Genomic DNA, 13390 nt, shown 5'->3' on the forward strand with positions numbered 1-13390 from the left:
GCCTTGTCGACCAGGGACGCGGCGGCCGGTGCGTAGTTGAAGGTGGCACCCGGGGCGGGCCGGGGCCGGGCGAGCAGGCCGGAGTTGAAGATGCCCACGGCAACTACCTGGACGTCGTTCGCCAGGCAGGCCGGGAGTACGTCGTCCAGCCCGTCGGGGTCGATCAGCGTGTAGCGCCCGGCCAGCATGATCACGTCGATGTCGACCTCCCGGACGAACCGGGTCAGCATCTCGGACTGGTTCATGCCGGAGCCGATCGCGCCGATCACACCCTGGTCGCGCAGCTCGATCAGCGTCGGGAACGCGGTCGCGACCGCCTCCTGGTAATGGTCGTCGGGGTCGTGCACGAACACGACGTCGAGCCGGTCGGTGCCGATCCGGCGCAGGGAGTCCTCGATGCTCTGCAGCACCCCGGCACGCGAGAAGTCCCAGCGCCGCCGCCGGGTGGTGCTGAGGTCGAAGCCCTCGTCGTCGGCGGTCGCCGTGTCGGCCGTGTAGATGATCCGGCCGACCTTGCTCGACAGCACGTACTCGTCCCGCGGCTTGCCGTCGAGGCCGCGCCCGAGCCGCTTCTCGGCCAGGCCGAGTCCGTAGTGCGGCGCGGTGTCGAAGTACCGCCAGCCCTCGTCCCAGGCCGCGTTCACGGTGGCGACGGCCTCGGCGTCGCTGACCTCGCCGAGCAGGTTCCCGATCGGTGCGCCGCCGAGCCCCACCCGCTGGTCGTCCGGGAAGAGCTTCATGAGCGGGCCGCCGGGAGTCGCAGGTTCTGCATCCCGCCGTCGACCGCGAGCGCCGTACCGGTGGTCGAACCCGACAACGGGCTGGCCAGGTACGCGATCGCCGCGGCGACCTCCTCCGCGGTGACCAGCCGGCCCATCGGCTGACGCGCCTCCAGGGCGGCCCGTTCGGCCGCCGGGTCGACGGCGGCCTCGAGCAGGCGGCCGACCCACGGCGTGTCCGCGGTACCAGGGTTCACGCAGTTGACCCGGATGCCTTCGCGGACGTGGTCGGCGGCCATCGCCATCGTCAGTGCGAGTACGGCGCCCTTGGAGGCCGAGTACAGCGCCCGATTCGGCAGGCCCGCGACGGCCGCGATCGAGCAGGTGTTCACGATGGCCGCGGCCGGCGACTTGCGCAGGTACGGCAGGGCGGCCCGGGTGACTCGCGCGATCCCGACCACGTTGACGTCGAGGACGCGATGCCACTCCTCGTCGTCGTTGGCCGCGACCGTGCCCTGCGCGCCGATGCCGGCGTTGTTCACCACGATGTCGATGCCGCCGAGCTGGAGCGCGGCCTTGGCGACCGCGTCCCGGACCGAGCTGTCGTCGGCGACGTCCGTGGTGATCCCGGTCAGCGGTTCGGCGACCTCGGGCTTGAGGTCGAACACGACCACCTGCGCACCTCTCGACGCCAGCAGCGAGGCGGCGGCGAGCCCGATCCCGGACGCGCCTCCGGTCACCACGGCCTTCAGGCCGGCGAAGTCGGTCACTTGTGGCTCTCCTTCGAACTAGTGAGGTCCGTCCAGATCTTGCCACCCGGGTACCGGTAGTCCGCCAGTGTCTCGGCATCCATCTCGGCGCCGAACCCTGGCCGCAGCGGCGTGACGTAGTGCCCGTCCTTGATCACCACCGGGTCCAGGAAGTGCTCGTGCAGATGGTCGACGTACTCGATCACGCGGTCCTCGACCGACCCGCTGACCGCGACGTAGTCGAACATCGACAGGTGCTGGACCAGCTCGCACAGCCCGACGCCGCCGGCGTGCGGACACACCGGTACGCCGAACTTCGCCGCCAGCAGCAGGATCGCGATGTTCTCGTTCACCCCGGCCACGCGGGCGGAGTCGAGTTGCAGCACCGACAACGCCCGGGCCTGCAGCAACTGCTTGAAGACGACCCGGTTCTGCACGTGTTCGCCGGTGGCGACCCGGATCGGCGCGATGGCGGCCGCGATCGCCGCATGCCCGAGGATGTCGTCCGGGCTCGTCGGCTCCTCGACCCACCAGACGTCGTACGGCGCCAGCGCCTCGACCCAGGTGATCGCGTCGGCCACGTCCCAGCGCTGGTTGGCGTCGATCGCGATCCGGATGTCCGGGCCGACCGCCTCGCGGGCGAGCCGCATCCGCCGGATGTCGTCGTCCAGGTCGGCACCGACCTTCAGTTTGATCTGCGTGAACCCCTCGGCCACGGCCTCGTGGCAGAGCCGGACGAGCTTGGCGTCGTCGTACCCGAGCCAGCCGGGGGTCGTCGTGTACGCCGGATATCCGCGGTCGTGCAACTGCGCCTCACGCGACGCCCGTCCCGGCGTGGCGGCGCGCAGGATCTCCAGCGCCTCGTCCGGGGTGAGCGCGTCGGTGAGGTAGCGGAAGTCGACCAGGTCGACGATCTGCTCCGGGGTCAGGTCGGACAGCAGTTTCCACAGCGGTACGCCGGCCCGCTTGGCGGCCAGGTCCCAGACCGCGTTGACGACCGCGCCGATCGCCATGTGCATGACGCCCTTCTCCGGGCCGAGCCAGCGCAGTTGCGAGTCGTGCACAAGCGACCGCCAGAATCCGCCGAGGTCGTCGAGGGTCGCGTCCACGTCGAGCCCGATGACGTGGTCGCGGAGCGCCTCGATCGCAGCGGTCTGGATGTCGTTGCCGCGGCCGATGGTGAACGCGAACCCGTGGCCCTCGAGGCCGTCACCGGCGTCGGTCCGCACGATCAGGTACGCCGCGGAGTAGTCCGGGTCGGTGTTCATCGCGTCGGAGCCGTCCAGGTCCAGCGACGTGGGGAAGCGGACGTCGTACGTCTCTAGCTCGGTGAAGCGTGGCATGAGGACCCGATCTGCTGCTGTGGGCGGACTGACGGCATGAATCCTATAGGATATGTGGCAGATTGGGCAGGTTCGGTCACCTGCCGGGGGCGGATCGGTCCGCCGGTTAGAGTCGACCACATGGCGGAGCGCGGTGTACTGCGGCTGGGCGGCCGGTCGTTCGCTGCGGGCGAGTTCGCGCTGATGGCGATCGTCAACCGGACCCCCGACTCTTTCTTCGACCGCGGGGCCACCTTCGCCACCGAGGCGGCGCACCAGGCGATCGACCAGGCGGTCGCCGACGGTGCCGACCTGGTCGACATCGGCGGCGTCAAGGCCGGGTACGGCGAACCCGTCAGCGAGGACGAGGAGCTCCGCCGGACCGTGGACTTCGTCGCCGGCATCCGCGCCCGGCACCCGGAGCTGGTGATCAGCGTGGACACCTACCGCAGCGGCGTCGCCCGCCGGGTGGCCGAGGCCGGCGCCGACCTGATCAACGACACCTGGGCGGGCGCCGACCCGGAGGTGGCCGCGGTGGCCGCCGAGTTCGGCACCGGGCTGGTCTGCAGCCATGTCGGCGGCCTCTCGCCGCGCACGGACCCGCACCGGATGGCGTACGACGACGTGGTCGCCGACGTGATCCGGACGACGACCGCCCTCGCCGACCGCGCGGTCGCGGCCGGCGTCCGGCCGGACGGGATCCTGATCGACCCGACGCACGACTTCGGCAAGAACACGCTGCAGTCGCTCGAGCTCACCCGCCGCCTGGACGAGCTGGCCGCCACCGGCTGGCCGGTCCTGGTCGCGGTGTCGAACAAGGACTTCATCGGCGAGACTCTCGAGCTGCCGCCGGGACAGCGCGGCAACGGCACGCTGGCCGCGCTCACCGTGTCGGCCTGGCTCGGAGCCCGGGTCTTCCGCGTTCACGACGTACCGGCGGCTCGCCAGGCGCTGGACCTGGTCGCCGTACTGCGAGGCACCGCACAGCCCGCCGGAACCCGAAGGAGTCTCGCCTGATGCGTCGCCTGGAAGACCTCACCGACGCCGACCTGGCCGCGGCCTACGAGCAGGCCGACCGGTCGGCGCCGCACCTGCGGGCGAACTTCGTCAGCAGCCTCGACGGCGCGGTCGAGATCGACGGCCGGTCGAAGGCGTTGTCGAGCGACTCGGACAGCCGGCTGTTCAGCCGGATCCGGATGCTGTCCGACGCCGTGATGGTCGGCGCCGGCACGATCCGCGACGAGGGCTACAACCCGCTGCGACTGTCGGCGGCGAGCCGGGAGTGGCGCCGGGCGTCCGGACTGCCGGAGAACCCGACGCTCGTGGTGGTCTCGTCCCGGCTGGAGCTGAGTCCGGTGAACCCGATCTTCCAGTCGGCGGTCCGGCCGATCGTGGTCACCCACTCGGCGTCACCGCCGCATCGGCGCGCGGCGCTGGCCGAGGTCGCCGAGGTGCTTGTCCAGGGGAGGAGTGAAATCGATCTGAAGGCGCTCGTGCGGGAGCTGGGCGAGCGCGGGATGCCGCAGATCCTGTGCGAGGGCGGCCCGCACCTGCTGGGATCCCTCACGGCGGTCGATCTCGTCGACGAGTTGTGCCTGACGCTGGCGCCGGTGCTGGCCGGTCCGGGCTCGGCGCGGATCACAGCCGGCCCGGAGACGGTGACCCGGCGGATGACGCTGACGTCCGTGCTGACCGCGGACGACGGGTACGTGTTCCTCCGCTACGTGCGGGAGGCGTAGGCGTGCCGGTCGTGAGCGCCGCGGTCTGCCCGCACCCGCCCCTGCTCGTCCCCGAGATCGCCTCCGGCGCGGCCCCGGAGCTGGACGATCTCCGCGCGAAGTGCCTTTCCGCGGTCGAGCACCTGTCGGTCGCCGATCGCCTGCTGGTGCTGGGGTCGGGTACGGCCGCGACCTCCTACGACGGGTCGGCCGGTGGTTCGTTCGGCGCGTACGGCGCTCCGGGTGTGCGGCTGGGGACGGGCGCCGCGGTGTTGCCGCTCTCGCTGGCGATGGGCGGTTGGCTCATCGAGCAGACCAAGGCCGCCGGCCTGCCCCGCTCCTATGTCGCTGTGCCCACCGACGCCCGGCCTGCGCGCTGCCTCGAGCTCGGCCGGGAAATCGCCGCAGGCACTGATCGGATCGGTCTGCTCGTGATGGGTGACGGCTCGGCCCGCCGCAGCGAACACTCACCGGTCCACCTGCACCCCCGGGCCGAGATTTTCGACACCACTGTCGCCCGCGCCTTGGACCGCGCGGATTCCGCCGTACTCGCAGCCCTGGACCCGGACTTGGCGGCCGACCTGCACGCCGCCGGCCGCGCACCGTGGCAGATCCTCGCGGGAGTCCTCGAGACCGGCCTCAGCGGCGACCTCACCTACCACGCCGCCCCCTACGGTATCGGCTACTTCGTCGCCAGCTTCACGTAGGAACGGGCGGCCAGCGGTCCGCGGTGGCGGCCAGATCATCACGACCGGCCGACCGCAACTGATCGACGAGCCGCAACCGTGCTTCGTGTACGGCGGTAACCGCGGCGTCGGCGGTGTCGTGTGGGCCCGACCAGTTGCAGACCGCGTCACCTGCGTACCAGTCGCCTGAGGCCGAGCGCCGTACGTGCGAGGCCGCCAGACGCGCGGCCGGGAGCTCGGCGTCGGCCAGCTGGACGACAGCGTCGACGGCGACCACGTCCGCGTCCAGATCGAGAAGCGGCCGCAGTTCGACGGCGTCCGTCAGGACGAACTCGTACCCGGCGGGCGCCCGCTCGCCCAGCCACGCCAGCGCCTTCTCGGCCGTATCCCGCAGGAGTTGTGCGTTCTCCGCATCCGCCAGCGTGTGCACACCGCACAGCCGCGTGTGCGTCGGCCGCAACTCGTTCTGCCACAGCCGCACCTGCAACTCCTCGCGGCCTGACAGCCGTCGGCCGAGGATGCGCGCCAGGCCGACGACGTCGAAGTGCAGCTCGTCCAGGGTTCGGGTCCGGCCCGGCTCACCGGGCCGGCTCCCGCGCGTGGTCCACGGACCGACATGCCACCGCTCCAGAGCCGTCACGCTCCGACCCTACCGACGGGTCAGTCGGCCTTCGCCGGGGCGGGGACTCCGAAGGTCTTGGCCAGGTCGGTGAGGATGTGCCAGGCGCCCTGCAGGCCGACGCCGGTCATCCAGGTGGTGTCGTCGACCTCGTGGACCTTCGGGGCCAGCGGCTTCCACAGCGGGTTGGCCTCGAACTGGGCGGCGGTCTTGGCGCTCAGACCCTTCTCGTCGGCGTAGACGGTGACGAAGATCGCATCCGCGTCGGCGTCCTTGATCCGCTCTGGGCTGATCTCCAGGGCGAAGTCCTCGACGTCCTGCGACTTCGGCCGGGCCAGGCCGGCGTCCTCGAGCACGATGCCGGAGTAGCTCTTCTTCTGGTAGAGGCGGGTCGGGCCGTCGATGAACCGGGTGATCGAGATGGTCGGGTTGCCCGCCTTGGCGTTGATCGCGTCACCGACGGTCCTGGCAGCCTTCTCGTACGCCGCGATCTCCTTCTCGGCCAAGTCCTCCTGGCCGAGCGCCTTCGCCTCCAGCCGGATGTTGTCCTTCCAGGTCGGCCCGGTGGTCTCCGACATCACCGTCGGCGCGATCGCGGACAACTGGTCGTAAAGCTTCTCGTGCCGGACCTTGGCGGTGATGATCAGGTCCGGGTCGAGCTCGGCGATCTTCTCCAGGTTCGGCTCGGCGAGGGTGCCGACCGCCTGCGCGTCGGCGCCGAACGTCGTCCGGTCGTCGCCGAGGTAGTCCGGCAGCTTGCCCTGGATGTTGCGGTACTCGGTGTACCCGAGCACCGGGGTGTCGAGGATCAAGGTGGCGTCGACGAAGCTCGCGTCGAGCGCGACCACGCGCTTCGGCTTGGCCGGGATCTCGGTCTTGCCCATCGCGTGCTCGACGGTTCGCGGGAAGCCTTCGGACGATCCGGCGGCGGCCGGCGACTCCTCGTCCGGCGAGCTGCCGCACCCGGTCAGGGCCAGGGCGGAGACGGCGAGCAGTGTGGTCAGGCGGGTCAGGCGCACGGGTGTTCTCCTGGTCGGACGGGGTCGCAGGTTAAGGTGGCGCTCACCACCTCAGTGAAGTAAGGCAAACCTAACCATATGCGCTCAGCTGCCCCTGCCGCACGTCCGGTCGCCGGACCTCCGGTACGCCGTACCGTCGCGCTGCTGATCCTGGTCGCCGTCGTGGCGCTGGCGTTCGCGGCCAGCCTGGCGCTCGGCTCGCGCTGGGTCGGACCGGGCGCGCTCTGGCACGCGCTCGTCGCCGACAGCGGATCCGACGCCGACGTGATCGTCCGCAACCTGCGGTTCCCGCGGACCGTGGTCGCCGTCCTGATCGGGAGCTGCCTGGGCATCGCGGGTGCGTTGATGCAGGGCCACACCCGGAACGCGCTGGCCGAGCCGGGCATCTTCGGCGTGAGTTCGGGGGCCGCCTTCGCCGTCGTACTCGGTCTGCAGGTCGGTCTGGTCGAGTCGGTGTCGTCCACGGTCTGGGCCGCGCTCGCCGGCGCTCTGCTCGCCACCTTCGGAGTGCAGCGGCTGGCCGAGCGGGGGAGCGGGGCGTCGCCGGTGGGCCTGGCGCTGACCGGTGCGGCGGTCGCGGCGATGCTCGGTGCCGCGACATCGGCGATCGTGCTGCTCGACGCGAACACGCTCGACAGTTACCGCTTCTGGGCGGTCGGCTCGGTGGCTGGTCGCGGTCTGGACGTCGCCGGGCAGGTGCTGCCGTTCGCGGTCGTCGGTCTCCTGCTCGCCTTCGTGAATGCCCGGGACCTGGACCTGCTGGCGCTCGGCGACGACGTGGCCGCCGGCCTCGGACTGTCGATCCGGCGGGCGCGGCTGGTCGGTCTGGCCGCGATCGGGCTGCTGACCGCGGCCGGGGTCGCGGCCTGCGGTCCGATCGGATTCCTGGGGTTGCTGGCGGGTCATGTCGCGCGGCGGATCTTCGGGGCGCGCAACAGTTGGCTGATCCCGGCGGCCGGGCTGATCGGCGCGACGGCGCTGGTGCTGGCGGACCTGGTCGGTCGACTCGTCGGCGGTGCCGGTGAGGTTCAGGCCGGCGTGGTCCTCGGCATCGTCGGGGCGCCGCTGTTCGTCCTCGTCGTCCGTCGCCGGGCGGTGGCGCTGTGATGCTGCAGCGGAGACCGCGCTCGATCAGCTCGCGGACGGTCGTCCTCAGCGTGCTCTTCGGGGCCCTCGCGATCGTGGTCGCGTTGATCTCGCTCAGCGTCGGTACGACGAAACTGCCGGTGGCGGACGTGGTCGAGGTGCTGCTCGGCGGCGGCCGCCGCGGGACCCGGCTCGTCGTCCTCGAGCTCCGCCTGCCCCGGGTCGCGACCGGACTGCTCGTCGGGATCGCCTTCGCGGTCTCGGGCGCGCTGTTGCAGACCCTGTCGCGCAACGCGCTCGCCAGCCCGGACATCGTCGGCGTGAACTCGGGCGCGTCCGCGGGTGCTGTCGCGGTGATCGTGCTGGCAGGCACCGGCGGAGGGAACATCTCGGGTCTCGCGGCCGAGGTGGGCATTCCGCTGGCCGCCGTACTGGGTGGACTGCTCGCGACCCTGATCGTCGGAGCGCTGTCGATCCAGCGCGGCGTGGTCGACGCCGGTCGGGTGGTCCTGATCGGGGTCGGCGTCGCGGCCGCGGCCAACTCGCTCGTCGCCTGGCTGCTGGTGATCGGTGACGTCAACGACGCCGGCCGGGCGGCCGCGTGGCTGGCCGGGTCCCTCAACGCTCGGGCGTGGAGTGACGCCGCACCAGTGCTGCTGGCCGTGCTGTTGCTGGTGCCGGTGGCGATGATGTTCAACCGGGACCTGTCCGCGCTGGTGCTCGGTGACGACGTTGCATCGTCGCTGGGAGTGCGGGTGGCGCGGATCCGGCTGGCGCTACTGGTCATCGCGACCGTACTGGCAGCGATGGCGACTGCGGGCGCCGGGCCGATCGCATTCGTCGCACTGGTCGCACCGCAGGTCGCACAGCGGTTGACCCGGATGGAACGGCCGCCGCTGCTGACGACCGCGATGCTTGGCGCGCTGTTCGTCGTACTGGCGGATCTGCTGGCCCGGAACGGACTCCAGTGGTTGCAGGTCGGGCCGTACGAGCTGCCCGTCGGTGTGGTCACGGCCGCGGCCGGAGCGCCGTACCTGCTTCATCTCATCGGTCGTCAGCAGAAGGGACGCTGAACCGTGCACGTCGAGAACATCACCCTCGGGTACGGCGCCGATGCGCCAGTGGTGACCGGACTGACGCTGGAGGTGCCGGCCGGGCAGCTGACCGCCGTCGTCGGACCGAACGGGTCGGGCAAGTCGACCCTGCTGCGGGGGATGAGCCGTCTGCTGACGCCACACAGCGGTCAGGTGTTGCTGGACGGGAAAGACATCCACAAGCTGCCGGCGCGCGAGCTGGCCAGGAAGCTCGGCGTACTGCCGCAGGGCCCCGTGACACCGGAGGGGATCACGGCAGCTGAGCTGGTCTCGCGCGGACGCCATCCGCACCGTGGTCTGTTCGGTCGGCTGACGTCCGACGACGACACGGCGATCGACGAGGCGTTGGCCGCGGTGGAGCTGACGGAGCTGCGCGAGCGGCCTGTCGATCAGTTGTCGGGCGGTCAGCGGCAGCGGGTGTGGATCGCGATGGTGCTGGCGCAGGGGACTCAGCACCTGCTGCTCGACGAGCCCACGACGTACCTGGACCTGGCGCACGCGGTTGACGTCATGAACGTGGTGCACGCCGCCACTGCGTCCGGTCGGACCGTGGTGGCTGTGCTGCACGACCTCACCCTGGCTGCGCAGTACGCCGACCATCTGGTGGTGATGGCGGAGGGCAGGATCGCGGCTGAAGGGCGGCCGGTCGACGTACTGACCGAGAAGCTGCTGGGCGAGGTGTTCGGGCTGCAGGCCACCGTGGTGGAGGTCCGGGGAGCTCCGGTCGTCGTCCCCGACCGTAGGCTGGCTGGGTGACGTATTCCGTCAGTCGTCTCGCCGCCATGGTGGACGACACGGTGAGCTGGGCCTCCGTACGGGTTGCGGACTCGGTGCCGGGACCCGAGTGGGTGTCGTGCGCAGAAGTGGTCGCGGAGCAGCAGGCCGGCGGCGACCCGACGTACGAGTGGCGGAAAGCGTTGCAGGACGACTACGGGCGTGAGTACGCGACGGAGCCGCCTGTGCAGGTCGCTGCGATGTTCACCCTTATGTGGTACGTCCAGGTGCCCTCACTGGTCGCGGGAGTCACGTCGGCACTGGCAGGAGTGTCACCTGATGTGTCGCCGGGGTCTTTGGCCTTCCGGCGACACCCGACCGCGCACTACCCGTCCGAGATCGCACTGCTGACCGACCGGATCGTCACGATGGGTCAGGCCGCGGTGCAGCTCGACAAGCACACGGCGGCCTTTCTGGACTCGTACCGCCCCGGCGTGAAGATCGGCCCGTTCCAGCGCTTCGGTGCGGTCAAGGACGAGGTGCGGCAGGCGATCCGGCTGCCCGAGGAGGCGCCGTACGCCGACCAGGCGGCGGCCGCCTTCGAGGTGTCGCTGGACCAGCGATTTCGCACGTCGTGCTGTTATCTCTACGCGCTGCCGAACGTCGACGCGTGCAGCACCTGCCCCCGCTTCCGCTGACTCGGAAAAAACTGTCGGTGGGGCCGGGCACGATGTCCGGCATGACTTTTTCCAGGTGTACGACGTCACCGGCAGGTAATCCGCCGTCGGTTGTCCGGCCGATTGTCCGGGGCTAGGTTCGCACCCATGACTGTGCAGATGGCCGCGCCTCCGGCGCGGCGGGACATGGGGCCTTGGTTCCCGGCCTTCCCTCGTCGCTCCAGTCGCTTCGCTCCCTCCGCTCCTCAGTCCAGGCCGGGGGCCCTATGACCGGGTCCGGTGGTGCTCCGGCGACGACTCCGATCGGCTCCCGGGCCGAGGCGGAGGGGTTCGTCGCGATGGTCTGTTTCAAGCACGGTCCTCCGCAACTGCACGGCGTCGAGCTCGAGTGGACGGTGCACCATGCGGACGATCCGCGCCGGCCCCTCGACGCCGATCGACTACGCAAGGCCCTGGGCGTGCATGCGCCCGCCACCCTGGTCCGGGGCAGCCCGCAACTGCCGCTCGGACGGGGTGCCCTGGTCACGGTGGAGCCGGGTGGCCAGGTGGAGATCTCCGGCCCCGCCTCGGCGTCGATCCCGCGGCTGATCGACGACACCGCCGCCGACGCGGCCGAGCTGACCGCCCTTCTTCTCAGTGCGGACCTCGTCCCGGGCGACCACGGCCTGGACGCCTTCCGCACTCCCCGCCGGATCCTGACCGTTCCCCGCTACGCCGCGATGGAGGCCGCCTTCCAGCGGCTCGGCCCGCACGGTCCGCGGATGATGTGCAGTACCGCCGGCCTGCAGATCTGCCTCGACGCCGGCGACCTGGATCAGACCGCTCTGCGCTGGCGTGCCCTGCACGATCTCGGCCCCGCCCTCGTCGCCCTGTTCGCCAACTCCCGACGCCGCGCCGGCGCGGACACCGGCTGGGCGTCGGCACGGACCGAGGCGACCTTCGGCACCTGCGCCCCGTTCACCGAGCCGCCGCCGCTCGGCGGCGACCCCGCCGCCGCGTGGGCCCGGATGGCGATGGAGGCACCGGTGCTGTGCTTCCGCCGCGGTGACACCTGGGACGCGCCGGCCGGGCTGACGTTCGGCGCCTGGGCGGACGGCGAGCTGCCTGGCGACCGACCGACGTACGACGACCTCGAGTACCACCTGTCCACTCTGTTCCCGCCGGTCCGGCCGCGCGGGTACCTCGAGGTGCGCTACCTCGACGCGCAGACCGGTGACGGTTGGATCGCCCCCACCCTGCTGCTCACCGCGCTCATGTCCGGCCCGCTCGACCGGGTGCTCGCGGCCGCGGAGCCCGCGGCCGGCCGCTGGTTCCCGGCTGCCCGCGAAGGTCTCGACGACAAGCTCGTCCTCGAGGCCGCGCGCTCGGTGGTCGAACTCGGCACCGAGCTCCTCGCCCGGACCGGCGTGGACCAGGAACTCAGCGATCAGGTCGCGACCCGGCTGCATCGCATCGTCGAAGACACCCACGGAAGGCGAGCCTCATGACCCACCAACTGTCCGAACTCTCGCCCGAGGGCCTGCGCGCGTACGTCGCCGAGCAGCTCGAGCGGTCGCGGGCACGGACCGTCCAGCTGACCGACGCGGTCGACACCGACGACCTGGTCAAGCAGCACTCCAGGCTGATGTCCCCGCTGATCTGGGACTACGCCCATATCGGCAACCAGGAGGAGCTCTGGCTGGTCCGCGATGTCGGCGGCCGCGAGCCGCTGCGGCAGGACATCGACGAGTTGTACGACGCGTTCATGCACCCACGCGCGGACCGGCCGGCGCTGCCGTTGCTCGGTCCGTCGGAGACCCGGGCGTACGTCGTCGAGGTCCGCGACAAGGTGCTCGACGTCCTCGACCACGTGACGTTCGACGGCGGGCGTGAGCTGGTCGACAACGCGTTCGCGTTCGGGATGATCGTGCAGCACGAGCAGCAGCACGACGAGACCATGCTGGCGACGCACCAGTTGCGCGCCGGAGTCCCGGTGCTCGACGCGCCGCCGCCACCGGCCGGCCGCCGCCTGGCCGCGCCGGAGGTGCTGGTGCCGGGCGGGGTCTTCGAGATGGGTACGTCGGTCGAGCCGTGGGCGCTGGACAACGAACGCCCGGCGCACGCCGTCCGGGTCGCGCCGTACGTGATCGACACCGCGCCGGTGCGCAACGGCGACTACCTGCGCTTCGTGCTGAGCGGCGGGTACGACGATCCACAGTGGTGGTCGGCGGACGGGTGGGCCCATGTGCGGAGCGCGTCGCTGGTCGCGCCGCGGTTCTGGGAGCTCGCGGACGGCGAGTGGTGGCGGCTGCGGTTCGGTCATCGCGAGCGGTTGCCGCTGGACGAGCCGGTGGTGCACGTCTGTTTCTACGAGGCCGAGGCGTACGCGAGGTGGGCCGGGAAGCGGCTGCCGACCGAGGAGGAGTGGGAGTTCGCGGCGCGGTTCGACCCGGCGACCGGGCGGACGCGGCGCTTCCCGTGGGGTGACGAGAACCCCGGGCCCCAGCATGCGAACCTCGGGCAACGGCACCTGCGGCCGGCTCCGGTCGGTGCGTACCCGGCGGGCGCTTCGCCGCTGGGCGTCGAGCAGTTGATCGGCGACGTCTGGGAGTGGACGTCGAGCGACTTCCGGCCGTATCCGGGGTTCCGCGCGTTCCCGTACGACGAGTATTCGCTGGTCTTCTTCGGCACCGACTACAAGGTGCTGCGCGGTGGTTCCTTCGGCGCCGACGAGGTCGTGGCTCGCAGTACCTTCCGCAACTGGGACTACCCGGTCCGCCGGCAGATCTTCGCCGGGTTCCGCTGTGCTCGGGACCCGCGGCCAGAGGAGCTCGCCTAGTGTGCCGCCATTTGGCCTACCTGGGGCCGCCGGTCACCCTGGCCGCACTCGTCCTGGAACCATCGCACTCGCTCTACGAGCAGAGCTGGGCCCCCGACGACATGCGCGGCGGCGGCACCGTCAACGCCGACGGCTTCGGCCTCGCCTGGTATGCCGACCTCACACCGGT

Annotated in this window: 14 protein-coding genes; 9 read left to right on the top strand and 5 right to left on the bottom strand. The window is 71.2% G+C overall.

Annotated elements, in window-relative coordinates:
- The 3 genes from E1218_RS30820 to E1218_RS30830 form a co-directional block, all read right to left on the bottom strand.
- On the bottom strand, positions 1 to 740 hold a 740-nt coding region (locus E1218_RS30820), incomplete at its 3' end, for an aldo/keto reductase (RefSeq protein WP_132326567.1).
- The gene (locus tag E1218_RS30825) at positions 737 to 1489 is read right to left on the bottom strand and encodes an SDR family NAD(P)-dependent oxidoreductase (RefSeq protein ID WP_132326568.1); all 753 of its coding nucleotides are present in this window, start codon (positions 1487 to 1489) and stop codon (positions 737 to 739) included. The genes E1218_RS30820 and E1218_RS30825, both read right to left, overlap by 4 nt.
- Positions 1486 to 2811: an L-fuconate dehydratase gene (locus E1218_RS30830; protein WP_132326569.1), complete on the bottom strand. Its 1326-nt coding sequence runs from the start codon at positions 2809 to 2811 to the stop codon at positions 1486 to 1488. The genes E1218_RS30825 and E1218_RS30830 overlap by 4 nt, the downstream gene beginning before the upstream one ends.
- 120 nt (positions 2812 to 2931) lie before the next feature.
- On the opposite strand from E1218_RS30830, the gene folP reads away from it, so the two are divergent.
- From folP to E1218_RS30845, 3 genes are read left to right on the top strand one after another with little or no spacing between them, the layout of a single operon-like run.
- Positions 2932 to 3807: a dihydropteroate synthase gene (gene folP, locus E1218_RS30835; RefSeq protein ID WP_132326570.1), complete on the top strand. Its 876-nt coding sequence runs from the start codon at positions 2932 to 2934 to the stop codon at positions 3805 to 3807.
- Positions 3807 to 4529, top strand: coding sequence for a pyrimidine reductase family protein (locus E1218_RS30840; protein ID WP_132326571.1), 723 nt, complete (start codon positions 3807 to 3809; stop codon positions 4527 to 4529). The genes folP and E1218_RS30840 overlap by 1 nt, the downstream gene beginning before the upstream one ends.
- Positions 4530 to 4531: 2 nt before the next feature.
- On the top strand, positions 4532 to 5215 hold the full coding sequence (locus E1218_RS30845) for a class III extradiol dioxygenase subunit B-like domain-containing protein (RefSeq protein ID WP_132326572.1): 684 nt from the start codon (positions 4532 to 4534) through the stop codon (positions 5213 to 5215).
- On the opposite strand, the gene E1218_RS30850 is transcribed toward E1218_RS30845, so the two are convergent.
- Entirely contained in the window at positions 5208 to 5834 is a 627-nt protein-coding gene (locus tag E1218_RS30850) for a hypothetical protein (protein ID WP_132326573.1), read from the bottom strand. The genes E1218_RS30845 and E1218_RS30850 overlap by 8 nt on opposite strands.
- Before the next feature lie 20 nt (positions 5835 to 5854).
- Entirely contained in the window at positions 5855 to 6832 is a 978-nt protein-coding gene (locus E1218_RS30855; protein ID WP_132326574.1) for an ABC transporter substrate-binding protein, read from the bottom strand.
- Between the two features lie 78 nt (positions 6833 to 6910).
- Here E1218_RS30855 and E1218_RS30860 point away from each other — a divergent pair, with 78 nt between their 5' ends.
- From E1218_RS30860 to egtB, 6 genes are all read left to right on the top strand, one after another.
- Positions 6911 to 7939 carry a FecCD family ABC transporter permease gene (locus E1218_RS30860; protein ID WP_132326575.1) on the top strand — a complete coding sequence of 343 codons (1029 nt, stop codon included), beginning with the start codon at positions 6911 to 6913 and terminating at the stop codon, positions 7937 to 7939.
- On the top strand, positions 7939 to 8991 hold the full coding sequence (locus E1218_RS30865) for a FecCD family ABC transporter permease (RefSeq protein WP_132326576.1): 1053 nt from the start codon (positions 7939 to 7941) through the stop codon (positions 8989 to 8991). Before E1218_RS30860 ends, E1218_RS30865 begins: the two co-directional genes overlap by 1 nt.
- Positions 8992 to 8994: 3 nt before the next feature.
- A complete protein-coding gene (locus tag E1218_RS30870) occupies positions 8995 to 9768 on the top strand; it encodes an ABC transporter ATP-binding protein (protein WP_132326577.1) in 774 nt (257 codons plus the stop codon).
- Positions 9765 to 10424, top strand: a complete 660-nt coding sequence (locus tag E1218_RS30875; RefSeq protein ID WP_132326578.1) for a (2Fe-2S)-binding protein — start codon at positions 9765 to 9767, stop codon at positions 10422 to 10424. Before E1218_RS30870 ends, E1218_RS30875 begins: the two co-directional genes overlap by 4 nt.
- Positions 10425 to 10669: 245 nt before the next feature.
- The gene (locus tag E1218_RS30880) at positions 10670 to 11890 is read left to right on the top strand and encodes a glutamate-cysteine ligase family protein (RefSeq protein ID WP_132326579.1); all 1221 of its coding nucleotides are present in this window, start codon (positions 10670 to 10672) and stop codon (positions 11888 to 11890) included.
- Positions 11887 to 13221 (top strand): ergothioneine biosynthesis protein EgtB, encoded by a 1335-nt coding sequence (gene egtB, locus E1218_RS30885; protein ID WP_132326580.1) that lies wholly within the window; start codon positions 11887 to 11889, stop codon positions 13219 to 13221. Before E1218_RS30880 ends, egtB begins: the two co-directional genes overlap by 4 nt.
- Positions 13222 to 13390 lie beyond the last annotated feature (169 nt).

It is taken from the genome of Kribbella turkmenica, from assembly GCF_004348725.1.
Taxonomy (GTDB): domain Bacteria; phylum Actinomycetota; class Actinomycetes; order Propionibacteriales; family Kribbellaceae; genus Kribbella; species Kribbella turkmenica.